At 59.1% G+C, this 22,463-nt stretch carries 19 protein-coding genes and 1 pseudogene; 6 read left to right on the forward strand and 14 right to left on the reverse strand.

Going from position 1 to position 22,463, the window contains the following annotated elements; translation table 11 throughout:
• Positions 1-2: 2 nt before the first annotated feature.
• Genes ACIOUG_RS07090 through ACIOUG_RS07115 form a run of 6 tightly spaced genes read left to right on the forward strand, consistent with a single transcriptional unit; the run spans position 3 to position 7,125 of the window.
• The gene (locus ACIOUG_RS07090; protein WP_401063752.1) at positions 3-1,445 is read left to right on the forward strand and encodes a mannose-1-phosphate guanylyltransferase/mannose-6-phosphate isomerase; all 1,443 of its coding nucleotides are present in this window, start codon (positions 3-5) and stop codon (positions 1,443-1,445) included.
• Positions 1,445-2,242 (forward strand): ABC transporter permease, encoded by a 798-nt coding sequence (locus ACIOUG_RS07095; RefSeq protein ID WP_401063754.1) that lies wholly within the window; start codon positions 1,445-1,447, stop codon positions 2,240-2,242. The genes ACIOUG_RS07090 and ACIOUG_RS07095 overlap by 1 nt, the downstream gene beginning before the upstream one ends.
• The gene (locus tag ACIOUG_RS07100; protein WP_401063756.1) at positions 2,242-3,507 is read left to right on the forward strand and encodes an ABC transporter ATP-binding protein; all 1,266 of its coding nucleotides are present in this window, start codon (positions 2,242-2,244) and stop codon (positions 3,505-3,507) included. Before ACIOUG_RS07095 ends, ACIOUG_RS07100 begins: the two co-directional genes overlap by 1 nt.
• Positions 3,504-4,880 (forward strand): glycosyltransferase family 4 protein, encoded by a 1,377-nt coding sequence (locus tag ACIOUG_RS07105; protein WP_401063759.1) that lies wholly within the window; start codon positions 3,504-3,506, stop codon positions 4,878-4,880. The genes ACIOUG_RS07100 and ACIOUG_RS07105 overlap by 4 nt, the downstream gene beginning before the upstream one ends.
• A complete protein-coding gene (locus tag ACIOUG_RS07110) occupies positions 4,864-5,994 on the forward strand; it encodes a glycosyltransferase family 4 protein (protein ID WP_401063762.1) in 1,131 nt (376 codons plus the stop codon). Before ACIOUG_RS07105 ends, ACIOUG_RS07110 begins: the two co-directional genes overlap by 17 nt.
• Entirely contained in the window at positions 5,995-7,125 is a 1,131-nt protein-coding gene (locus ACIOUG_RS07115; RefSeq protein ID WP_401063765.1) for a glycosyltransferase family 4 protein, read from the forward strand.
• A 112-nt stretch (positions 7,126-7,237) separates the two neighbouring features.
• Here the strand turns inward: ACIOUG_RS07115 and ACIOUG_RS07120 are convergent, their stop codons facing one another.
• The 14 genes and pseudogenes from ACIOUG_RS07120 to ACIOUG_RS07185 form a co-directional block, all read right to left on the reverse strand.
• Positions 7,238-9,268, reverse strand: coding sequence for a pyridoxamine 5'-phosphate oxidase family protein (locus tag ACIOUG_RS07120; protein ID WP_401063768.1), 2,031 nt, complete (start codon positions 9,266-9,268; stop codon positions 7,238-7,240).
• Between the two features lie 60 nt (positions 9,269-9,328).
• Complete coding sequence (locus ACIOUG_RS07125; protein WP_401063771.1) at positions 9,329-9,955, reverse strand: glutathione S-transferase family protein; 627 nt, start codon at positions 9,953-9,955, stop codon at positions 9,329-9,331.
• A gap of 102 nt (positions 9,956-10,057) precedes the next feature.
• Positions 10,058-10,984: a LysR family transcriptional regulator gene (locus ACIOUG_RS07130; RefSeq protein WP_401063774.1), complete on the reverse strand. Its 927-nt coding sequence runs from the start codon at positions 10,982-10,984 to the stop codon at positions 10,058-10,060.
• Between the two features lie 70 nt (positions 10,985-11,054).
• Entirely contained in the window at positions 11,055-12,239 is a 1,185-nt protein-coding gene (locus ACIOUG_RS07135; protein WP_401063777.1) for an MFS transporter, read from the reverse strand.
• A gap of 96 nt (positions 12,240-12,335) precedes the next feature.
• Entirely contained in the window at positions 12,336-12,989 is a 654-nt protein-coding gene (locus ACIOUG_RS07140; protein WP_401063779.1) for a class I SAM-dependent methyltransferase, read from the reverse strand.
• Positions 12,990-13,045: 56 nt separating this feature from the next.
• The gene (gene kdsA, locus ACIOUG_RS07145; RefSeq protein ID WP_401063781.1) at positions 13,046-13,894 is read right to left on the reverse strand and encodes a 3-deoxy-8-phosphooctulonate synthase; all 849 of its coding nucleotides are present in this window, start codon (positions 13,892-13,894) and stop codon (positions 13,046-13,048) included.
• Complete coding sequence (locus tag ACIOUG_RS07150) at positions 13,884-14,606, reverse strand: sulfotransferase family protein (protein ID WP_401063783.1); 723 nt, start codon at positions 14,604-14,606, stop codon at positions 13,884-13,886. Before ACIOUG_RS07150 ends, kdsA begins: the two co-directional genes overlap by 11 nt.
• The gene (locus tag ACIOUG_RS07155; protein ID WP_401063786.1) at positions 14,599-15,540 is read right to left on the reverse strand and encodes a hypothetical protein; all 942 of its coding nucleotides are present in this window, start codon (positions 15,538-15,540) and stop codon (positions 14,599-14,601) included. Before ACIOUG_RS07155 ends, ACIOUG_RS07150 begins: the two co-directional genes overlap by 8 nt.
• Before the next feature lie 7 nt (positions 15,541-15,547).
• Positions 15,548-16,384, reverse strand: coding sequence for a hypothetical protein (locus ACIOUG_RS07160; RefSeq protein ID WP_401063789.1), 837 nt, complete (start codon positions 16,382-16,384; stop codon positions 15,548-15,550).
• Positions 16,385-16,495: 111 nt separating this feature from the next.
• Complete coding sequence (locus tag ACIOUG_RS07165; RefSeq protein ID WP_401063792.1) at positions 16,496-17,611, reverse strand: nucleotidyltransferase family protein; 1,116 nt, start codon at positions 17,609-17,611, stop codon at positions 16,496-16,498.
• Between the two features lie 440 nt (positions 17,612-18,051).
• Positions 18,052-19,884: a glutamine--fructose-6-phosphate transaminase (isomerizing) gene (gene glmS, locus ACIOUG_RS07170; protein WP_401063795.1), complete on the reverse strand. Its 1,833-nt coding sequence runs from the start codon at positions 19,882-19,884 to the stop codon at positions 18,052-18,054.
• A gap of 2 nt (positions 19,885-19,886) precedes the next feature.
• A complete protein-coding gene (locus tag ACIOUG_RS07175) occupies positions 19,887-20,663 on the reverse strand; it encodes a DeoR/GlpR family DNA-binding transcription regulator (RefSeq protein WP_401063798.1) in 777 nt (258 codons plus the stop codon).
• Between the two features lie 204 nt (positions 20,664-20,867).
• Positions 20,868-22,235, reverse strand: a complete 1,368-nt coding sequence (glmU, locus tag ACIOUG_RS07180) for a bifunctional UDP-N-acetylglucosamine diphosphorylase/glucosamine-1-phosphate N-acetyltransferase GlmU (protein ID WP_401063800.1) — start codon at positions 22,233-22,235, stop codon at positions 20,868-20,870.
• 117 nt (positions 22,236-22,352) lie between these two features.
• A pseudogene (locus tag ACIOUG_RS07185) lies at positions 22,353-22,463 on the reverse strand (F0F1 ATP synthase subunit epsilon); the annotation flags it as partial.

Here is a 22,463-nt window from a genome sequence, read left to right on the forward strand (position 1 = left end):
TCATGCTGATCCCCGTGATTCTGTCCGGCGGTGCCGGTACTCGTCTGTGGCCGGTGTCCCGCGAGGGCCATCCCAAGCCGTTCATGACCCTGCCCGACGGCCAGTCGTTGCTGGGCAAGACCTACCAGCGGGCGGCAGCATTGCTCGACGGCTGGGGCGACATTGTCACGGTGACCAACCGCGAGTACTACTTTCAGAGCAAGGATCACTATTGCGCGGCCCACGTGTCGCGCCATCGCGGGCACTTCCTGCTGGAGCCGAGCGGGCGCAACACCGCCCCGGCGATTGCCGCCGCTGCCCTGTCGCTGCAGGCGTTGCACGGTGACGACGCAATCATGGTGGTGATGCCCGCCGACCATTTGATCGTCAATCAGGACGCCCTCAAGAGCGCGGTCGAACACGCGGTCAATCTGGCGAAGGACGGTTACCTGGTGACCTTCGGCGTGGTGCCGACCGCGCCGGAAACCGGCTTCGGCTACATCGAAACCGGCGCACCGCTGGATGCCAAAGGCGCGGCGAAAGTGCAGCGTTTCGTGGAAAAGCCCGACCTGCAAACCGCCACGCATTACCTGGAAAGCGGCAACTTTCTGTGGAACTCGGGCATGTTCTGCTTTACCACCGCGACGCTGATCAACGAGCTGCAACTGCATGCCCCGCAGCTGCTGGAACAGACCCGCGCGTGCATGGCGGCCAGTGCTCCGGTAGAAACCGTCGGCTGCCTGCAACAGGAACTGTCGGCGACATTGTTTGCTGAAATCACCGACATCTCCATCGACTATGCGCTGATGGAACGCTCGGAAAAAGTCGTGGTGGTGCCCGCCGGTTTCGACTGGAGCGACATCGGTTCGTGGGGCGCTGTGGCGGCGCTGGTGCCGGCGGATGCCGACCACAATCGCGCCAGCGGCGAAGCAATCTTCATCGACAGCCATCACAACTTCGTACAGAGCGAAGGCCGGCTGGTGGCCGCCGTCGGTGTGGATAACCTGATCATCGTCGACACCGCCGACGCCGTTCTGGTGGCCCACGCCGACCGCGCCCAGGACGTGCGGCGGGTCGCCAAGCAGCTCAAGGACAAATCCCACGAAGCCTATCGCCTGCATCGTACGGTCAGCCGTCCGTGGGGCACTTACACCGTGCTTGAGGAAGGCCCGCGCTTCAAGATCAAGCGCATCGTGGTCAAGCCCGGCGGCAAGCTGTCGCTGCAAATGCACCATCACCGCAACGAACACTGGGTGGTGGTTGAAGGCATGGCCAAGGTCACCAACAACGGTACCGGTACCCATCTGGTGGCCAAGAACGAATCGACGTTCATTGCCGCCGGCCACCGGCATCGCCTGGAAAACCCCGGCGTGATCGACCTGGTGATCATCGAAGTGCAAAGCGGCGAATACCTGGGCGAAGACGATATCGTGCGTTTCGAAGACCAATACGGCAGGACGGTTTGATGCTGCTTTCCCTGTATCGCTCGCTGCGCAGCTACCGCGGATTCATCCTCGGCAGCGTCAAGCGGGAGTTTCAGGCGCGTTATCGCAATTCGCTGTTCGGCGCGCTGTGGACCGTGCTCAACCCGTTGTCGATGATCGTCGTGTACACGGTGATCTTTTCCCAGATCATGCGCGCGCGCCTGCCGGGGGTGGATGACGGCCTGGCCTACAGCGTGTACCTGTGCGCGGGCCTGCTGACCTGGGGGCTGTTCGCGGAAATCACCTCGCGCAGCCAGAGCATGTTTCTGGAAAACGCCAACCTGCTGAAGAAAATCAGCTTCCCGCGCATCTGCCTGCCGGTGATTGCACTGCTCAACGCCGGGATCAACTTCGCGATCATTCTCGCGCTGTTCTTCGGCTTTCTGCTGATCAGCGGACGCCTGCCCGGCATGGCGCTGCTGGCGCTGATTCCGCTGTTGCTGGTGCAGGTGATCTTCGCCGCCGGGCTGGGGATGATCCTCGGCATCCTCAATGTGTTCTTCCGCGATGTCGGGCAGATGTTCGGCATCTGCCTGCAGTTCTGGTTCTGGCTGACGCCGATCGTTTACCCGCTGTCGATCCTGCCGCCGGGCATTCAGCACCTGATCAGCCTCAATCCGATGACGGCGCTGATGACCAGTTACCAGAACGTGTTCCTCTACAACCAGTGGCCGAACTGGCCGTCGCTGCTGCCGTTGCTGATCATCGGCCTGCTGTTCTGCGCCATGGCGTTGCGCCTGTTCCGGCAACGTGTCGGCGAAATGGTGGATGAACTCTGATGGGACACATACGCGTCAGTGGCCTGGGCAAGGCCTACAAGCAATATCCCAATCGCTGGAGCCGGTTGTTCGAATGGCTGGTGCCGTTTTCGCGCACACGGCACCATTTGCACTGGATCCTGCAGGACATCGATTTCGAGATTCAGCCCGGCGAAGCGGTCGGCATCGTCGGGGTCAACGGCGCGGGCAAAAGCACCCTGCTGAAAATGATCACCGGCACCACGCAACCGAGCTGCGGCCAGATTCAACTGCAAGGCCGCGTCGCCGCGCTGCTGGAACTGGGCATGGGGTTTCACCCGGACTTCACCGGCCGCCAGAACGCGTTCATGGCCGGGCAGTTGCTGGGCATGCAGGTCGAAGAGATCGAGGCGCTGATGCCGCAGATCGAAAGCTTCGCCGAAATCGGCGAAGCCATCGACCATCCCGTGCGCACCTACTCCAGCGGCATGCAGATGCGCCTGGCCTTCAGTGTTGCCACCGCCCGGCGCCCGGACATCCTCATCGTCGATGAAGCGCTGTCAGTGGGCGATGCCTACTTCCAGCACAAAAGTTTTGAGCGCATCCGCAACTTCCGCAAGGCCGGCACCACCCTGTTGATCGTGTCCCATGACCGCTCGGCGATTCAGTCGATCTGCGACACCGCGATCCTGCTGGAGAACGGCCGTCTGGCCATGCAGGGCAAACCCGAAGAAGTCATGGACTACTACAACGCCATGCTCGCCCAGCGCGAGGGGCAGATCGTGCGCCAGGAAATGCTCGCCAACGGCCAGGTGCAGACCATTTCCGGCACCGGTGAGGCGGGGATCGTCAGTGTACGTTTGCTCGACGCTCAGGGCCGTAGCCTGGAGGTGGCGGAAGTCGGTCAGCCGGTGGTGCTGGAAGTACAGACCGAAGTGCGCGAGGACATCGAACGGCTGGTGCTGGGCTTTCTGATCAAGGATCGCCTCGGCCAGGCGATCTACGGCATCAACACCCACCGTCAGGATCAGGCGATCAGCGACCTGAGTGCCGGTGAACAGGTGACCTTCCGCTTCGCCTTCGACATGCGTCTGGGCAAGGGCAGCTATTCGGTGGCACTGAGCCTGTCGCGCCTGGATTCGCATCTGGATCGCAACTTCGAATGGCGCGATTACGGTCTGGTGTTCCACGTCATCAACAATCGTCAGGAAGACTTCGTCGGCTGCTCGTGGCTGCAAGCCCGAACCGACATCCGCCGCTCCAGCGCACACACAAAGCCGCAGCCAGACAGGGAGATCTCGCGATGACACGACTGTTGGTGGAGTGCACCTACGTCTTCGAACACCCGTCGGCCAACTCCGGCATTCAGCGGGTGGTGCGCAACGTCATTCAACAGTTGCCCGCCGCCGACGGCGAGCGCGAATGCATTCCGGTGGTAATGCTCGACGGCGCCCTGTATCAGGTGAAAAGCCTGGCGCCGATCAAGACCCCGACAATCAACCTGACCAGCCTGCGGGTGAAACTCGAACAGTGGGCCAACGGCTTTTGGCTGCGGCATCGCGCGCTGGAGCGGCGGCGGCCGTTCAGCCAGTCGCATTTCGCCCGGCGAGTGCTGTACGTGCTCTGCCGACTCACCGCGTTCGCCTGTTTCAGCCTGCCGATGCGCGTGCTCGGGCGCCTGCTCAAGGGCAAGCCCGTTCCCGAACGCTGTGTGCCGTTGCAACATCGGGCCGGCGATCAACTGGTGTTGCTCGATTCGTCCTGGCACGCCAACTTTTTCCCCCTGGCCGAACAACTCAAACGCGACGGCGTCGGTATCGTGTCGGTGATCTACGACCTGATCCCGCTGACCCATCCGCAGTTTTGCGACGCGGGTCTGGTCAAGGTGTTCAACGACTGGTTCGACTGGATTGCGCGCACCGCCGATGGCTATGTCGCGATCTCGACCACCATTCGCGATCAGGTGCGTCAGGAGATGCTGCGCCGGATCGGTACGCAACAGGTGCAGCAGCGCTGGTTCGACTATTTCCACCTCGGTTCCGAGCTGGACCTGACCGACGCCGCAGCGGAGGTCGATCGCAACCTGCTGAACCTGTTCAAGACCCCGGAGCCGGTGTTCCTGATGGTCAGCACCATCGAGCCGCGCAAGAACCACACCTACCTGCTCGATGCTTTCGAACGTGCCTGGGCGGCTGGTTCCACGGCGCGCTTGTGCATTGCCGGGAAAATCGGCTGGAAGTGCGATGCGCTGATCGAACGGATCCGTCAGCATCCACAACTCAACCGCCGGCTGTTCATGTTCAACACGCTCTCGGACAAAAGCCTTGAGCACGCCTATTCCCACGCCACGGCGCTGGTGTTCCCGTCGCATGTCGAAGGGTTCGGCCTGCCCCTGGTGGAAGCCATGCAACGCGGGCTGCCGGCGATGGCCAGCGACATCCCGGTGTTCCGCGAAATCGGCGGCGATTACATGGCGTATTTCGATCTGCACAACCCGCAGAGCCTCACTGATCTGGTGATCGGGATGGAGCGCTCGGGGCAGTTTCCGGCACCCATGAATCTGGACCAATGGCGCTGGCTGAGCTGGCGCGAAGCCAGCGCGCAACTGGTGCAGCGCATCGAGCGCAACCTCAACGGTTCGTTGTCGACACCCGAGAGCCAACATGCGCATTGCTCTTAACGCACGGATTCTTCAGGCGCCACGCACCGGCATCGGCCACTACGTCGCCGAACTGGTCCACGCCTTGCGCAGCACCACCGATGTCGAGGTGGCGTTGTTCCACGGCTGGGGCTGGAGCTCGGCGCTGCCGGAAGCGGCCATGCCCGGCTATTCACGCCTGACGCCGCTGCTGCGGCAGATCCCCGGGGCCTATCAGGCGCGGCGCTGGCTGGAACAGAAACGCTTCGATCAGGGCCGTGCGCAAGACATCGACCTGTATCACGAACCGAGCCTGTGGCCGCTGGCCTTCGACGGCCCGACCGTGATCACCCTGCACGACCTGACCCACCTGCATTTTCCTGACAGCCAACCGGCGGCGCGCCTCAAGGAAATCGAACGGCGCCTGGCTGCTGGCGTGCAACAGGCGCACCGGATCGTCACCGACTCGCAGGCGATTGCCAACGAGGCGCAGGCTTATTTTGGTCTGCCGCCCGAGCGTTTCGTGGTGGCGCCACTGGGTGTGGCCGAGCGTTTTCATCCACGGGAGCCGCACACCATCGAGGCGGTGCTCAAAGCCCACGCCGTTGCGCCGAGAGAGTACTTCTTGTGCGTCGGCACCCTCGAACCGCGCAAGAACCTGAGCCTGGCCCTGCGTGCCCACGCCCTGCTGCCGGACGCCGTGCGCCAGCGCTTTCCGCTGCTGATCGTCGGTATGGCCGGCTGGCAACAGGCGCAGTTCAGCGACGAACTGCGCCAGGCCCTGGCCTCAGGGCACGTGTGCCTGCTCGGCTATCTGCCGGATGAACAGCTCGCGCAGCTGCTGGCCGGCGCCCGCGCGCTGGTGTTTCCGTCACTGTATGAAGGCTTCGGGCTGCCGGTGCTGGAGGCGATGGCCAGCGGCACCCCGGTGATCCTCACCCGTTCTTCAGCCATGCCGGAAGTCGCCGGCGCGGCGGGCAACTATATTGAACCTGACGATGCACACGGCTTGCGCGATGCGCTGAATCGCCTGATCGACGATCAAGCGCATTGGCAGGCCTGCCGAGAAGCCGGATTGCACCGGACGCGGCTTTTTTCCTGGGAACGTTGCGCACAGGCCACCGCCGGTGCCTACCGCCAGGCCATGGGAGGCTGAATGCGAGTTCTTCATTTCTTCAAGACGTACCTGCCGGATTCGGTCGGCGGCATCGAACAAGTGATCTTCCAGCTCTGCGAAAGCGGCGCGCATCACGGCATCGACGGCCAGGTGCTGACCCTCAGCGCCGACCCGACCCCGCCCGTGGTGCAACTCGGCCAACACGAAGTGCACCGCGCCCGACTCGACATCCAATTCGCCTCCACCGGTTTTTCCTGGAGCGTGTTCAAACAGTTCCGCGAACTGGCCGCCGAGGCCGATGTGGTCAACTACCACTTCCCCTGGCCGTTCATGGACCTGGTGCATTTCGCCAGCGGCATGAACAAACCGAGCGTAGTGACCTACCACTCGGACATCATCCGTCAGAAGCATCTGCTCAAACTCTACCGGCCGCTGATGAACCGCTTCCTCGCCAGCGCCGACCGGATTGTCGCGGCCTCGCCGAACTACCTGCACACCAGCGACGTGTTGCAACAGTTCCAGGACAAGACCCGAGTGATTCCATACGGTTTGAACAAGGCCGGTTATCCACAGGCGGACAGCGAACGGATGAATCGCTGGCGTCAGCAGCTTGGGGATAAGTTTTTCCTGTTCGTCGGAGTCATGCGTTATTACAAGGGTCTGCACATCCTGCTCGACGCCTTGAAGGACGTGGATTATCCGGTGGTGATCGTAGGCGCCGGGCCGCTTGAGCTGGAGCTGCACGCCCAGGCCCAGGCACTGGGTCTGCGCAATATTCACTTCCTTGGGCGCCTGGGCGACGAAGACAAAGTCGCCCTGCTGCAATTGAGCTACGCCATTGTGTTTCCCTCGCACCTGCGTTCCGAAGCGTTCGGCATTTCGCTGCTCGAAGGCGCGATGTACGGCAAACCGATGATCTCCAGCGAAATCGGTACCGGCACCAGCTACATCAATATCCACAACGAAACCGGGCTGGTGGTGCCACCGAGCAATCCACTGGCCTTTCGCGAGGCGATGCGCACCCTCTGGGAAAACCCGGAGCGCGCGGCGGCCATGGGCATCAAGGCCGAGGCGCGTTACCGGCAGCTGTTCACCGCCGATGAAATGGGCCGCAAGTGGACCGAGCTGTATCAGGAGCTGCTGGAAGAGAAAGACCTGTCCTACGCCTGACGTGCCACAACACATCAATCCCCTGTAGGAGCTGCCGAAGGCTGCGATCTTTTGATTTTAAAAACCCAGGATCAAAAGATCGCAGCCTTCGGCAGCTCCTACAGGGGGGGCATTACAGGTCCAGCACCAACGGCCGCTCACTTTGCGCCGGCACCGCGCAGCAGATCAGCACCTGTCCCGCTTCCGGCATGTCTGCCGGCGGCTGTGGATAATTCACCGCGCCGCTGATCAAGCGCGTCTTGCAGGTGCCGCACGAACCGCCACGGCAACTGAACTCTGGGCGCAATCCGCGGCTTTCCGCCAGTTCCAGCAGACTGCCGCCGTCCGGCTGCCAGCGCGCTTCCTTCGCGGAGCGTTCGAACACTACCGGTACCGAGACGATGGCCGCCGGTGGCTGCTCGATGGTCAGCGCATCCGGGTCCGGCTGGCGCTTGAGCGTCGACGGGCCAAAGGTTTCCGCATGAATCTGCGCATCGCGCACATCCAAATCGCGCAGGCTGTCGTAAACGCTTTGGGTAAAAGCGCCGGGACCGCAGACAGCGAAATCGATCTGGTCGTAATCCTCGACCTCCAGCAGATCGCGCAGCAGTGCGCCATCAATGCGCCCATGGCGGTCGAAATCTTCGCCCTCGCGCACATCGGCTTCCGGCTGGCTGAGCAAACGCATCACCCGTACCGCATCGCCAGCGTTTTCCAGCAACCGATCCAGCTCTTGGCGAAATGGCTGATCGGCCAGGCTGCGCGAACTCTGCAGCAACCACGTCGGCCGGATCCTGCGGGTGCGCAGACCTTGATAAATCACCTCACGCAGCATCGACAGCAAGGGGGTGATGCCAACGCCCGCCGCCAGCAGTACGAGTGGTCGTTGCTCCAGCGGCGCCACCGTGAAGTGCCCTTGTGGCGCTCTTGCCTCGAGGACATCGCCGACCCGGATCTGCTGGTGCAAATGTCCTGAAACCAGGCCCTCGCGTTTCACGCTGATGCGCAGGAAATCATCCGACGGCGCACTCGACAGGCTGTAGGTGCGGATATGCGTTTCACCGCCCAGATTGAAGCGCAGCGGCAGATGCTGACCGGCCTGAAACACCGGCATTCCCGCGCCATCATCCGGTTGCAGATAAATCGAGCGGATGTGCTGGCTCTCCCTTTCGATGCGGGTCACCCGCAGCGGCCGCCAGCGATCGCCCAGAGCTTTGGCTTGCAAGCGTGCATCGGCCTGAGCCCAGGTGCCGGTCAACAAACTGGTCGGCGACATGCCGTCAAAGCGCCAACGCAAGGCCAGTGCCGCCGGGCGTCGCACCAGTTTCTCCACCTCGAAGGTCCACAGCCGTTCCGCACCTTGAAAGGCCTCGATCTGCGGCCCTTCAAGGATGATTTCGGTGCGCCCGCTAAGTTGCAGCAACTCACCTGTGGAAAAGTCGATGAACAGCAAACCAGCCTTGGGGTTGAGCAGCAGATTGCCGAGCGTGTTGAAGTGCAGGTTGCCGGCGAAGTCAGGGATGGTCAGACGATTGCCCTCCACGCGCACGAAACCGGCCTGGCCACCACGGTGGGAAACATCCAACGCACGCTGACCGTCGACATCGACATAACTGGCGACGAAGAACGTATCGGCGCCTGCGATCAACGCGCTGGCAGCCTCATCGAGACCGTTCAGCGATTGCGCCGGGCGCGTCTGCGGATCCGTCAGCGCTACGCGCTGAAACTGGCGCAGCTGGATGTATTGCGGGCAGTTGCCGAACGCCTGATCCACGCTCACCTCGAAACCCTGCGCGGTCAGATTGCCAACATGCCCGTTGAGGCGATTGCGCCGGCGGGTATGCAACTCAATGCCGAGCAAACCGATCGGCTCGCCATTGCGCAGCTGCGCCGGATCATCGGCCGCGGGCTGACTGGCAAAATGCAGGTGCTCGGGGTCAGGCGAATGCGCGAACCCCGGCGCACCTTCCAGCACACTGGCCCATGGGCGCCCATCGGCATCGACGGCGCCGTACAGCACGAAGGGCAATTGCTGATAGAACTCACGGTGCTGGTCCGGCATCCAGCTGCGAATCACCTTACGCCCGAAGGCCTCCATGCGTTCGGCAACACCCACATGGGCTTGTAACTGTTGCTCGCCAGCGTGCCACGGTGAATGTTCCATCACGCCTCTCCCCGCGCCGCTGGCGCACTGTGGATAACTTGATCAGAGCGGGCCTGGTTCTCAGGCAGTCTTTTGCAGACCGGCCACGGTACGCGGCATGCCGACAAAACCGGGCAAGGCTTCGACTCGCGCCAGCCACGCACGCACATTGGCGTAATCGTCCAGCGACACGTTGCCTTCCGGCGCATGGGCAATGTAGCTATAGGCGGAAACGTCGGCGATGGTCGGCTCACTGCCGGCCAGATAGGCGGTCTTGCCCAGTTCCAGCTCCATCACCTTGAGCAGGTTGTGCGCGCGGGTGATGAGTTCTTCCGCGTTCATTTGTGCGCCAAATACCGTGACCAGACGCGCTGCCGCCGGCCCAAAAGCGATTGGACCCGCCGCCACCGACAACCAGCGCTGGACCCGCGCAGCGCCCAGCGGATCGGTCGGCAGCCACCGGCCCTGGCCGTACTTGAGCGCCAGATAAACCAGAATCGCATTGGAATCGGCCAGCACCACACCGCCGTCGTCGATCGCCGGCACCTGACCGAAACTGTTGATCGCCAGATACGGCGCCTGCTTGTGCTCCCCCTTGGCCAGATCGACCAGGATCAGTTCAGTCGGCAGTTGCAGCAGGGACAGCATCAGCTCCACCCGGTGGGCGTGGCCGGAGCGTGGGAAGTTGTAGAGTTTGATCGCTTGCATGGTCGGCTCCGCGGGAGGTGGCGCCGTTTCGGGATGGCAGCGCCGTGGAAGCCATCTTCCACCTATCCCCAAAGCAACAGAATCACCAGCAATCGCAAACGATTATTTCACCTGATGAAATAACGCCCCGTTCTGCAGCGCCGGATGCTCACGCAACACCTTCACCGCATAGTCGACAAAACTGCGCACCCGCGCCGGCGCCTTGCGCCCGCCCTGATACACCACATGGATCGGCAGCGGCGGCAGTTCGAAGTCGGCGAGAACAATTTCCAGTTCACCGGATGCCACCTTGCCGGCGACCTGATAGGACAATACCCGCGTCAGCCCCAACCCCAGGCAGGCCGCGGCAATCGCTGCCTGATTGGCGGTGACCACCAGTCTCGGTTCGGGCCGCACACTGATGGCTTCGCCCTGATCCATAAACGGCCAACTGCGTAGCTGACCGATGGATGAAGTCGCCACCACCGGCGCGCCGGCCAGAGCTTGCGGATGCTCGGGCCGACCTTGCCGGGCCAGATAGGCCGGCGAAGCACAGATCACCCGCCGCACCTCGCCGACACGGATCGCGTGCTGATTGCTGTCCGGCAAGTCACCGATGCGCACCGCGACATCAATGCCCTCCTCGACCATGCTCACCACCCGATCGACCAGCAGCGCATTGATCGAAACGTCCGGGTATTGCGTCAAATACCCGACCATCAACGGCGTGACGAACAGCTCGCCGAACAACACTGGCGCGGTCACCGTCAATTGCCCACGGGGCTGGGCGTGACTGCCGGCCGCCGAATCCTCGGCTTCCTGCACCTCGGCGAGAATTCTCCGACAGTCTTCCAGATAACGCTGCCCGGCCTCACTGAGGTGCACAGTGCGCGTCGTGCGAATCAGCAACTGTGTACCGATGCGCTGCTCCAGCGCCGCCACCGCACGTGTCACGCTCGCCGCCGATAACCCCAGGCGTCGCGCGGCCGCGGAGAAACCTTGCTCCTGAGCAACGGTGGCGAAGATGTGCATTTCCTGGAAGCGATCCATCATCACCTCGGAGCGGCTAAAAAAATCGCCATCGAAATGGCGACCCTATGGGATGCAACCCGACGACACCTCACAGCGCGTCCGCACGGCCCAGAGTTCTGTAGAAGTAAAAGCCAGGCAAGATCGTCAGGGTGACAACGATACAGATTATGGACAGTGAGTACGGCGCAAACGGCACTTGTGCCGTCAGAAATGCAGCGGCGGCTCCGACCGCCTGATAGCCCACACTCATCGTTGCATTCAACACCCCACGGTCAGCGTTGCCACAGCGAGCGTTCGCGCCTGACAGGATATGGGCGGATAACAATTGCCGACAGGCGTTATAGATAAACCATGCCGCCGAGACTGCCCATAGTTCCTGCACAGAAGCGGGCAGACTCAAAACAGCCATACCGCTGACCCCGAGCAGAATATGAAAAAATCCAGCCCGTTTGCCCGCTACCATCGCCAGACACCCTGCTCCCAGAACCGCGCCCAAGCCGCCAACAAATAGCACGACGCTGGACTGCCCGCCCCCCAAAAGTCGCTGAAAACAGGCGGGTATCCAGGACATCAACGCGAAATAGGCAAACCCCTGAAACCAGTACCACAGGGCATAACTTCGCAGCGCCGCATCCTCTTGATATAGCCGTACAGCGCCTTGTCTGCCGGTCGCACCGCTCAACCGGTTGCTGGCGTACTGGCGGTAGTAGGCAAAATAGCAGATCAAACCGAGGCACAAGCACGCGATGGAAAAGGTCAGAAATACGTACTGCCATTTCGATGGAATGGAAAACCAGGCGCCTATCGGCAAGATAATCAGTCCCGCCAGGGAGGCGGCCGTACTCACCAGCGAGGTGATTCGAATCCGCGATCTGGCGCAGTAGACATCAGCAATAACCGCATAGAGGCTCGCGCCAATCAATGGCATGCACAGACCGGTCAGCGCTCGCGACACAATCGCAACCGTGCCATTGGTTGCCATACACATCATCAGGAAGCACCCGGCAGCCGTAAACAACCCCGTCAGCACACTCAGCGGCCGACCGATCCGGTCAATGACCCGGCCAACAAACAGGTTGCTGACAAACGCCATCGCTGGAAACGCCGCCAACAAAAGCCCCGTCGACCAGGCATTCAAGGCAAGTTCTTCCTGAACCCCCAACAGCAGCACCGGCATAATCAACAGGTTGCCGACCACTAGGAACTGAGCCGAAAACAGCATAAACGCAATCATAAAATGCCAGCCCACCGCTGCAGTTTTCTGTCCCTGCACGCATCGTCGATTGCTATCGCGCTTCGATCAAAACCCGCGATATTGCGCCTGAGAGGTACCAGAGCCTGTGAGGTTCAGGTACCGCGCAGACGACCATCAGTGCACTTCCCAGAACGCGGAAAATTCGAACATCCGGCCGGTGGATGGCAATGGCGTCTGCTCTGCGCCATACGCGACACTGCTTACGGCAAAAGTACCTTCCGGGGTACGGGTAAAAACCGTCTCCTGAAAACCGGCCTGCGCAAACCAGCCTCTTATTTCCTGTGCCGCTGTTTCGCCGTCGTCAAACTCATTGAGACTTCGTGTCCAGATAACCCGCGCCCCCTGACGGCAAAAAGCCTTCAGCGAAAAAATCAGCTGTTGCACGTGCGGGCCCCGTACATTGCCGAAGACTCCGCAAACCATGACGATGTCAGCCTTGGGCAAGCCCTGATAGGTGGCAAACGACGTCGCATCTGCACAGCGGAACTGCACAGAATCACTCAAGCCGTGTTCAGCGAACGCCTTGCGCCCCTGTTCAACCAGACCCGGATCCAGTTCGATCAACGTGGCATCCACTTCTTTGCTCGTATGCCCCGATTGCAATGCCTTGAGCAGATCGCGTCCATCGCCTGCGCAAAGGCTCAATACCTGCACCCGTGACGGTGCAACCGCGTTGATTGCTTCGGTAACCTGCTGGCAGACCTCCTCCAGACGAAGTTGCAACGGAGAAAAACTCCGGTAATTCTCATGCCAGCTTTGCCAATCCACAGCGCGCTCCTTGTTGCTGATAAAGGTATGAATGACGGGATGGGAAGCGTCTTGTATCAGGCGTAGGCAGACTGCCCTTTGACCACCTGATGGAGTTCTTTCAGCTCACCCAGCAACTGTTTGATGATCGACAAGGGGATCATGTTCGGACCATCACTCAACGCCGAGGCTGGATCCGGGTGCGTTTCCAGAAAGACCCCGTCTACCCCCAGGGCCACTGCCGCCTTGGCCAGTCGGGGGGCATATCGGCCATCACCTCCAGAGCTGTCACCCAAGGCACCAGGGCGTTGAACCGAATGCGTTGCATCGAATACCAACGGCTGCCCGGCACTCATCAACTGCTGCATCCCACGAAAATCGTTGACGAGATAGTTGTAGCCAAACGAACTGCCACGCTCACACACCAGCAAATCGCTGTTACCGAAAGACAGCACCTTGTCGACGACGCTGAGCATCTCGCCCGGACTGAGAAACTGACCTTTTTTGATGTTTATCGGTTTACCAGCGGCCGCGACTTTCTTCAGAAACTCCGTTTGCCTTACGAGAAACGCCGGGGTCTGCAGGACATCAACGACATCGGCGATTTCATCAAGATCGGTGTACTCGTGTACATCGCTCAGAATCTTCAACCCGAACTGTGTTTTGACCTTCTGCAGGATGTTCAGCGACTGATCGAGCGCGAGCCCGGTAAAACTGTTGACGGAAGTTCGGTTGGCCTTGACGAAACTGGCTTTGAATACGATATCGATTTCGCAGGCCTGACGAATATCGGCGAGCGTTTCGGCAATTCGCAAAGTGACCGATTCGTTTTCGACAACGCAGGGGCCGGCAAAAATAAACAGTTCGTCCTTACGAATTCCGCTACGGCGCTCGGGAAAAAGCCTGTTCAACACTTCAAAACCCATGATGGCTCTCACTCGGCAGTTTCAGATTGCGTGTGGCTTCGCCATAGCACTGCAGTGCCAGGGCTATTCGTGACACATCCACAGTGGCTTTATCGGTCGAGACATAAGCAGCGTTGTAGTCTTTACCTTTCAGCGCCTTATCCAACAGCCCGTGAACTTCATAGCCGGGCGGATCCCGGTGTTTCACATAATTGCGATAACCTTGACCTGGATCCGACGCACCGATCCGCGTCCGAATGTCTTCAAGCGTGCGAGTGAAATGTTGTTGCTGCTCGAGTATCAGCGTTTCAACATCGACCTGCCCGGCGTACTTCTGCTGCAACCGCAATGTGTTCAGATAAGCCTGGTTGAACACCTGATCGCTGACCGGACTGTCCGAATGGAACGCTTTCTCCCAGGACGCCAGACATTCCTGCGGCGAACGTAATACAAGCACCAGCAGAACCTTCTCCGCCTGGAACAGCTCGATCGTTTTCTGCACCGGATCGTAATCGGCTTCCTCCAGGCGGTAAGGCCCAAAGGCTTCTTTTACAACCACGCGATGACCGGCATATTGTTCCAGTTTCATCTCACTCGAATGGCCGCTGAGGGCACAGCGGATCTGATGTTTCAACGGTTGGAAAACACCCGTAAAGTCCCCGTGCGATAAAGCATTGAAGACAAAAGTAGTCCCGCTCCTGCAGGGCCCGGCGATCAGGACAAGGTCATACACTGGTCACGGCCTCCTGAATCTTGCCGAACAGCGCGTCGTGCTCCTTGTACGTCCACTCGAGACGTTTCAAAGGCAGCGCATCGAATAGGGAATTTGGGTCGAAATCGAGTGATCTGGAGTACCCGAGCCATTTCGGGCGCTGCGGATCGACGGGTGTCAGCAACTGCCCCTCAACGATCTCCCGAGCGTTCTTTGCGTCCTCTACCTTACCCAGGCAATCGGGTAATACGATGAGTTCAGGGGGCACCGGCTGCGTCTCTATCTGTTGCGAATTACACAGTTCCAGCACCCTCAGTTTCTTTTTCTTGCCACCGGATGGTTGGACCAGTCGCAGTTCCTCGAACCAGCCTAAAACATGAAATTTCCCGCCAATCGGCACGATCGGCAAACGATCATTGGTGATGAACCTGGCGCCTTCGGCTTTTAACGATTCCAGCAGGCAAGTGGTCTTCCCTTGCCCCTTCTCCCCGACATAACAGATAGCCCGGCCTCGCAGGGAAAACGCCGAAGCGTGCAATACGGCACCACCGGCATTTTCGATTTCAGTGATCAACAATTGCTTGATGACCCGTTGAACATCCTTGACCAGGGCCTCTTCAGTGACATAAACAATCTCGATCTGCGAACCGGAAAGACTGAACAGCGTTCCGTTCAACGGATTGAAAATATCCCGTCGGGTCGGCGAGTAATGCTTTTCAACGCCGAAACGAAAATCCGTGACGGCATCGTCCAGCAAAAATGTCATGGGCTGCCAATCCGGCCCGACCGGATCAAATTCTCCCTGACGCAACACGATGGTGTAATGCGCAACGCTCGCGGGTGCCTGAACACGCAAGAAGGGCGAAAGATAGTCCAAAAAAATTTGATTGAAGCGTTCAGTATCGCGCTCGCCAGTACAACGTATCTGGAGATCAACCAAACCATAGTAATTCAAGTTAAATTCACGAGAGTCTGTATTTGTCAAAGTACGCTTCCTTGTTATTTAAAAATGACTCAAGTACCCCCGACGAACAGTAAAGCTTGTCATTGGCAATCGGCACACCAACAAATACGCTCTCGCCCGAGTCCAGAGTCACGCGGATCTCTCCATGAATTTTTTCTTCGCGCGCCCCTGAAATATAATTAAGTACCTGAATAATGGCGCGTGCGCAGGAATAACTGGAATGATTGGCGACTGAGTGGTAACGCTGCATTTTCCACCACTTGAAGTACTCATCCTGATGCAGTTCATCTCTCAGTAACTCGAACAGACGGTCCCCGACATAACGATCCTGCGTTTCACGATGACTCTGATACAAGTGGGTATTACAGAAGCCATCAAATACGCGAACGCCTTGAGCATCATAAAAAACCTGCTCCTGAATATTGTGCGCACCCAAAATATAATCGACATCCGGCTTTTGATAATTAAGACGGTTATAGTCATTCTGCACTCCGATACCGATGGTAAAGGCGTCAACCGCGGACTCGACATACCAACCTAGCTGCGTGCAGGGATTCGTTACCAGAATATTGTTTTTGCCGTGCAACAGATCAAGGTAACGACTGAGAATCAGCTTGTTGGTGGCGTACAAGTCGTTCTTGTTACTCGTCGCGGAAGTTTTGCTACCGGCAATGAACAGGACGGTATCGCACTGGGCAATTGAAGTCGGGTCAAAGGATATCTGCCAATTCTGGATCAGATGATCCTGAAAACTGCACTCCAGACGACAGGCTTGCTCATGCTTCTCCACATAAAACACTACGTCCCATTCATGACAGGCGGCCAGCAAAGACATCAAAGACTGTCCGACATGCCCGGTCCCCCCTATCACGCAAAGTCTTCCGCTGCTCCGCCTCGGCGTGTTGATCCGCATTTCAGCCTCATCCTTGTTATTGAATACACTCTTTCAAGTACCAATCAAAAAAGCGCTATTGATAAACCTTAATCCTTTAAGCGGCGCCGATTCATACGATGACCGATGCTTTTGCTGATGGACGTGACAGCGCTGCACGACCTCTGCCGGCACCGCAGACGGGGCGATGGCAGCTACTTCGAGCAGGCCTTCAGACACAACCATTACGAGGAAATAGCGTTGCGCCAACTCCCACAGGTAATCCCAATCGAGGCCGCCCGCGACCACCAGCCTTACGGCATCGGTAAACGGATATACAACTGCTGCCTCGAAAGCGCTTGAGTCGGCAAAGACTCGGTTAAACAGCGAGCACAGATAGAGTTCTGGACACAGACCTGAATAAGTACCATCACCTACTTTGGCAACTCTGGTGCGACGCCAGACGTCGCGCTCAGCGATTCCCGGCAAGACTGACCACTCAAGATCAATATAGGCGACGACCATCGGGTGTCCCGATTGAAAGATGACGGTGTACTCCGCAAGTATCTTTTCATGGGGCCTTAATTGTTCAGCCTTGTTAACGATTACAAATGGCTTGAGGCTCTGCTCAACCCAGGCCAACCCCTGCGCGTCAAGCGATGGCCATGGCCGCATGGACAGCGAGCGTCCATCCACGGATAAGCGATCCTTGCGGATGTCCCCCTGAACAAAACCAAGCCGATTAAACACTGCAGCAGCACCCACCAGTTGTTCTCGTTTGATGATCAAATCAATGTCCGAGAAAAACCGATGCGGCGCAGAACATTTATAGTTGTAAAAAAAATCAATCCCCTTGTACGGCATGACGTCAATATGCCGCTCGGCGAGTGCTGCAAATACCGGTTCCAGTAGCGAGCGCCTGATGGCAGTCACCGCGATCAGCGCGTTATACAACTCGACAAACTTGGACAGTCGACAGTCTTCGATAAACGGCAACAGCCTGTCCATGAACGACATCATTCTGCTGTTGTGCACAGACCGCAACACTTGATCCTGATGTTCAATCAACCACGTCTTGTCGATGGTTTTAAGCAACTTACTCGCATGAACCGTCAATTCGTCCTGGTTGATTGACATCAGGCCAGCAGACAGTGTCAGCTTTAATATATTTATTTGCTGGTCGACGATCATTCATGCCTCAAACATACAAACTCGAGGCGCTGTTGTGCGTTAGAGACACGGGAGAATAACGGCAAGAGAAAAAAAGCCGACCGCGCCGATTGGGGATCAGCGCTCGATAATAAACGCGTGCAGCCAAAATCCGTGCAGCCAAGTCCATTTGCTAAATCAAACACCACGATTCCTTCCGCGTCACTGACTTAAAACTGCAATCAATCTTTCATAATTCGCAGTTCACAGCCAATGTCTTCAAGGAATACTTTTAATGCATCCAGCGCATACCCCCGATGCAACCCCGTGTACACGGGGGGTCGGCGAATTTAATCGGGTAACCCGGCGGCATGAAATACCGCCAGACGAATAGCGGAAAAGAAAAAGCCCCCCGTCGAAACGGAGGGCTGTTCTTGTGCATCACATGACACAAGCTTCAATGAGTCAGCCTTTTGGACGACTTACTCCACCGTCACCGACTTCGCCAGGTTGCGCGGCTGGTCGACGTCGGTGCCCTTGAGCACGGCGACGTAGTACGACAGCAACTGCAGCGGGATGGTGTAGAGGATCGGCGAGAGGATGTCGTGGATGTGCGGCATCTGCACCACGTGGGTGCCTTCGCCGTTGGTCATCCCGGCTTTCTCGTCGGCAAACACAATCAGTTCGCCGCCACGGGCACGGACTTCCTGCAGGTTGGACTTGAGTTTCTCCAGCAGCTCGTTGTTCGGCGCCACGGTGACCACCGGCATGTCGTTATCCACAAGCGCCAGCGGACCGTGTTTCAGCTCGCCGGCCGGGTAGGCTTCGGCGTGGATGTAGGAGATTTCCTTGAGCTTCAAGGCACCTTCCATCGCCACCGGGAATTGCGCGCCACGGCCGAGGAACAGGGTGTGGTTTTTTTCGGCGAACAGTTCGGCGATCTTTTCCACCGTACTGTCCATCGCCAGCGCTTCGCCCAGACGAGCCGGCAGGCGACGCAGTTCTTCCACCAGCGTGGCTTCGACGTCCTTGCTCAGGGTGCCGCGCACCTGCCCCAGGGACAGGGTCAGCAGCAGCAGGCCGACCAGTTGCGTGGTGAACGCCTTGGTCGAGGCGACGCCGATTTCGCGACCGGCCTGGGTCAGCAGGGTCAGGTCGGACTCACGCACCAGCGAGCTGATGCCGACGTTGCAGATTGCCAGGCTGGCGAGGAAGCCCAGCTCTTTGGCGTTACGCAGCGCGGCCAGGGTATCGGCGGTTTCCCCGGACTGCGAGATGGTCACGAACAGGGTGTCCGGCTGCACCACCACTTTGCGGTAGCGGAATTCGCTGGCGACTTCGACCTGGCACGGAATGCCGGCCAGTTCTTCGAGCCAGTAACGCGCAACCATGCCGGCGTGGTAGCTGGTACCGCAGGCGACGATCTGCACATTGCGCACTTTGGCGAACAGCTCGGCGGCCTGTGGACCAAAAGCCTGCACCAGCACTTGGTTCGGGCTCAGACGACCTTCAAGAGTGCGTTGCACAACAGATGGTTGCTCATGGATTTCCTTGAGCATGTAGTGGCGGAACTCACCTTTGTCGGCAGCTTCGGCACCATCGCTGTACTGCACAGTCTGGCGCTCGACGGCGTTGCCGTTGACGTCCCAGATCTGCACGCTATCGCGACGAATTTCGGCGATATCGCCTTCTTCCAGGTACATGAAGCGGTCGGTGACCTGGCGCAGCGCCAACTGGTCGGACGCGAGGAAGTTCTCGCCCAGGCCCAGGCCGATCACCAACGGGCTGCCACTGCGAGCAGCCACCAGATGATCCGGCTGTTGTGCATTGATCACCGCCAGACCGTACGCACCGTGCAGTTCCTTGACCGTGGCTTTGAGCGCGACGGTCAGGTCAGGCTGATCCTTGAGCTTTTGGTGCAGCAGGTGCGCGATGACTTCGGTGTCGGTGTCCGAGGTGAACACGTAACCCAGCGCTTTCAGTTGCTCACGCAGCGCTTCGTGGTTCTCGATGATGCCGTTGTGCACCACGGCGATATTGCCGGAGAAATGCGGGTGCGCGTTACGCTCGCAAGGAGCGCCGTGGGTGGCCCAACGGGTGTGCGCAATACCGAGACGGCCTGCCAGCGGCTGTGCGGCCAGTGCTGCTTCCAGTTCGCTGACCTTGCCCGGACGCCGCATGCGCTCAAGCTTTTCATCGTTGGTGAAAACCGCTACGCCGGCGCTGTCATAGCCGCGGTATTCAAGGCGCTTGAGGCCTTCGAGCAAGATGGCGGTGATATTACGTTCAGCAACTGCGCCGACAATTCCACACATGCTTATTTCTCCTGACTGACAGCCGCGCAAATCAAAGTGATACCGCGGGCCTGAATCTGATCGCGGGCCTCTTGTGGCAGGCGATCATCGGTAATGAGGGTATGGACGCTGCTCCACGGCAGCTCCAGGTTAGGAATCTTGCGACCGATCTTGTCGGCCTCGACCATCACGATGACTTCCCGTGCCACGTCCGCCATCACCCGGCTCAGGCCCAGCAACTCGTTGAACGTGGTAGTGCCGCGTACCAGATCAATGCCATCGGCGCCAATGAACAGCTGGTCGAAGTCGTAAGAGCGTAGTACCTGCTCGGCCACCTGGCCCTGAAAGGACTCCGAATGCGGATCCCAGGTGCCACCGGTCATCAGCAGCACCGGCTCGTGTTCGAGTTCACTCAAAGCGTTGGCGACGTGCAGGGAGTTGGTCATGACCACCAGACCCGGCTGCTGGCCAAGTTCGGGAATCATCGCGGCGGTGGTGCTGCCGCTGTCGATGATGATGCGGGCGTGCTCGCGGATGCGGGTGACGGCGGCGCGGGCAATCGCCTGTTTGTATTTCGAAACGCTGTGGCCGGGTTCAGCCACCAACTCCTGCGGCATGGTAATCGCCCCGCCGTAGCGGCGCAGCAGCAGGCCATGGCTTTCCAGCGCGGCCAGATCCTTGCGGATCGTAACTTCCGAAGTTTCGAAGCGCTTGGCCAGTTCATCCACACTGACTTCGCCCTGCTCATTGAGCAAGGCGAGAATGTTGTGCCGGCGCTGGGGTGTGTTGCGTTTCGACATAGCGGCTTAAGTTTCGATCCGAAAGATAACGGAAGCAATCAAAACCTATCGGCCATAAATCGTCAAGCGGCATGCAGATTTTTTTGAACACGGAATGTGGGAGCGGGCTGGCTCGCGAATGCGCAGTGTCAGTCACTGAATGGGTGTCTGATGCAGCGCATTCGCGAGCAAGCCCGCTCCCACATTAGGTCTGCTGTGGATAACTCAGTTCTTCTTGATCTTCTCCGGCCGCTTCCAGCCATCAATATTCTTCTGCCGCGCCCGACCTACAGCCAATTGCGCGTTATCCACATTCTGCGTGATGGTCGAGCCTGCCGCGGTAGTTGCACCGGACGAGATATCCACAGGTGCGACCAACGAGTTGTTGGAGCCGATGAATACATCCTCACCCAGCACGGTTTTCCACTTGTTGGCGCCATCGTAGTTACAGGTGATAGTGCCCGCGCCGATATTGGTGCGCGCACCGATTTCGGCGTCGCCCAGATAAGTCAGGTGCCCGGCCTTGGCGCCCTCGCCCATGCGCGCGTTTTTCAGTTCAACGAAGTTACCCACATGCGCGCGCGCTTCAAGCACGGTGCCTGGGCGCAAACGGGCGAACGGACCGGCATCGCTGCCTTCACCGAGAATCGCCCCTTCAATGTGGCTGTTGGCCTTGATCACTACGCCTTTGCGCAGGGTACTGTCCTTGATCACGCAGTTCGGGCCGATCACCACGTCGTCTTCGATGACAACATTGCCTTCAAGAATCACGTTGACGTCGATCAGCACATCGCGACCGACGCTCACTTCGCCGCGCACATCGAAACGCGCCGGGTCACGCAGAGTCACGCCTTGCGCCATCAGGCGGCGCCCGGCGCGCAACTGGTAGTGACGCTCGAGCTCGGACAGTTGCTTGCGATCGTTGGCACCCTGCACTTCCATCGCGTCGTGCGGTTGCTCGGTGGCCACCACCAGCCCGTCGTTGACCGCCATTTCGATCACGTCGGTAAGGTAGTACTCGCCCTGCGCATTGTTGTTGGAAAGGCGGCTCATCCAGTCGGCCAGGCGATTGGCCGGGACGGCGAGGATGCCGGTGTTGCCTTCGGTGATCGCGCGTTGCGCTTCGCTGGCATCTTTGTGCTCAACGATGGCAGCGACCTTGCCGTTCGCATCGCGTACGATACGGCCGTAACCGGTCGGATCTTCCAGCTCAACGGTCAACAGGCCCATCTGGCCCGGCACGACGTGCTTGAGCAGACGCTGCAGGGTTTCGACTTCGATCAGCGGCACGTCGCCGTAGAGAATCAGCACGGTATCGGCGGTGATGAACGGCACAGCCTGGGCGGTGGCATGGCCGGTGCCCAGTTGTTTGTCCTGCAGCACGAAATTCAGATCGTCGGCTGCCAGGCGTTCGCGTACCACATCGGCTCCGTGGCCAATGACCACGTGGATGCGCTGTGGATCAAGTTGCCGCGCGCTGTGGATAACATGCCCCAGCATGGAATTGCCGGCAACCGGGTGGAGCACTTTCGGCAGTGCCGAACGCATACGAGTGCCTTGACCGGCCGCGAGGATAACGATTTCGAGAGACATGACTGGCTACCAATCCTGGGTGGTCAGCAACTGCGACCGGGTTATAAAAATCGGAAAAGAAAAAAGGGTAGCCGAGGCTACCCTTTTTTATCAATCACACAACAAGTGGCTGACGGATTAACCGCCAAACTTCTTGCGGATCTGCTGGACGGTGCGCAGCTGAGCTGCAGCCTCGGCCAGACGTGCGGACGCAGCTCCGTAATCGAAATCTGCGCTCTTCTCGTGCAG

It is taken from the genome of Pseudomonas sp. NPDC087803, assembly GCF_044742995.1.
Classification (GTDB): Bacteria; Pseudomonadota; Gammaproteobacteria; order Pseudomonadales; family Pseudomonadaceae; genus Aquipseudomonas.

Coding starts and splice junctions, on each gene's coding strand:
- ACIOUG_RS07160 (WP_401063789.1), bottom strand. CDS start 16,384: ATGTCTTTGCTGGCCGCCTGTCATGAATGGGACGTAGTGTTTTATGTG.
- ACIOUG_RS07105 (WP_401063759.1), top strand. CDS start 3,504: ATGACACGACTGTTGGTGGAGTGCACCTACGTCTTCGAACACCCGTCG.
- ACIOUG_RS07090 (WP_401063752.1), top strand. CDS start 3: ATGCTGATCCCCGTGATTCTGTCCGGCGGTGCCGGTACTCGTCTGTGG.
- ACIOUG_RS07095 (WP_401063754.1), top strand. CDS start 1,445: ATGCTGCTTTCCCTGTATCGCTCGCTGCGCAGCTACCGCGGATTCATC.
- ACIOUG_RS07120 (WP_401063768.1), bottom strand. CDS start 9,268: ATGGAACATTCACCGTGGCACGCTGGCGAGCAACAGTTACAAGCCCAT.
- glmU (WP_401063800.1), bottom strand. CDS start 22,235: ATGTCTCTCGAAATCGTTATCCTCGCGGCCGGTCAAGGCACTCGTATG.
- ACIOUG_RS07125 (WP_401063771.1), bottom strand. CDS start 9,955: ATGCAAGCGATCAAACTCTACAACTTCCCACGCTCCGGCCACGCCCAC.
- ACIOUG_RS07175 (WP_401063798.1), bottom strand. CDS start 20,663: ATGTCGAAACGCAACACACCCCAGCGCCGGCACAACATTCTCGCCTTG.
- ACIOUG_RS07100 (WP_401063756.1), top strand. CDS start 2,242: ATGGGACACATACGCGTCAGTGGCCTGGGCAAGGCCTACAAGCAATAT.
- kdsA (WP_401063781.1), bottom strand. CDS start 13,894: ATGGGTTTTGAAGTGTTGAACAGGCTTTTTCCCGAGCGCCGTAGCGGA.
- ACIOUG_RS07110 (WP_401063762.1), top strand. CDS start 4,864: ATGCGCATTGCTCTTAACGCACGGATTCTTCAGGCGCCACGCACCGGC.
- ACIOUG_RS07165 (WP_401063792.1), bottom strand. CDS start 17,611: ATGATCGTCGACCAGCAAATAAATATATTAAAGCTGACACTGTCTGCT.
- glmS (WP_401063795.1), bottom strand. CDS start 19,884: ATGTGTGGAATTGTCGGCGCAGTTGCTGAACGTAATATCACCGCCATC.
- ACIOUG_RS07115 (WP_401063765.1), top strand. CDS start 5,995: ATGCGAGTTCTTCATTTCTTCAAGACGTACCTGCCGGATTCGGTCGGC.
- ACIOUG_RS07130 (WP_401063774.1), bottom strand. CDS start 10,984: ATGGATCGCTTCCAGGAAATGCACATCTTCGCCACCGTTGCTCAGGAG.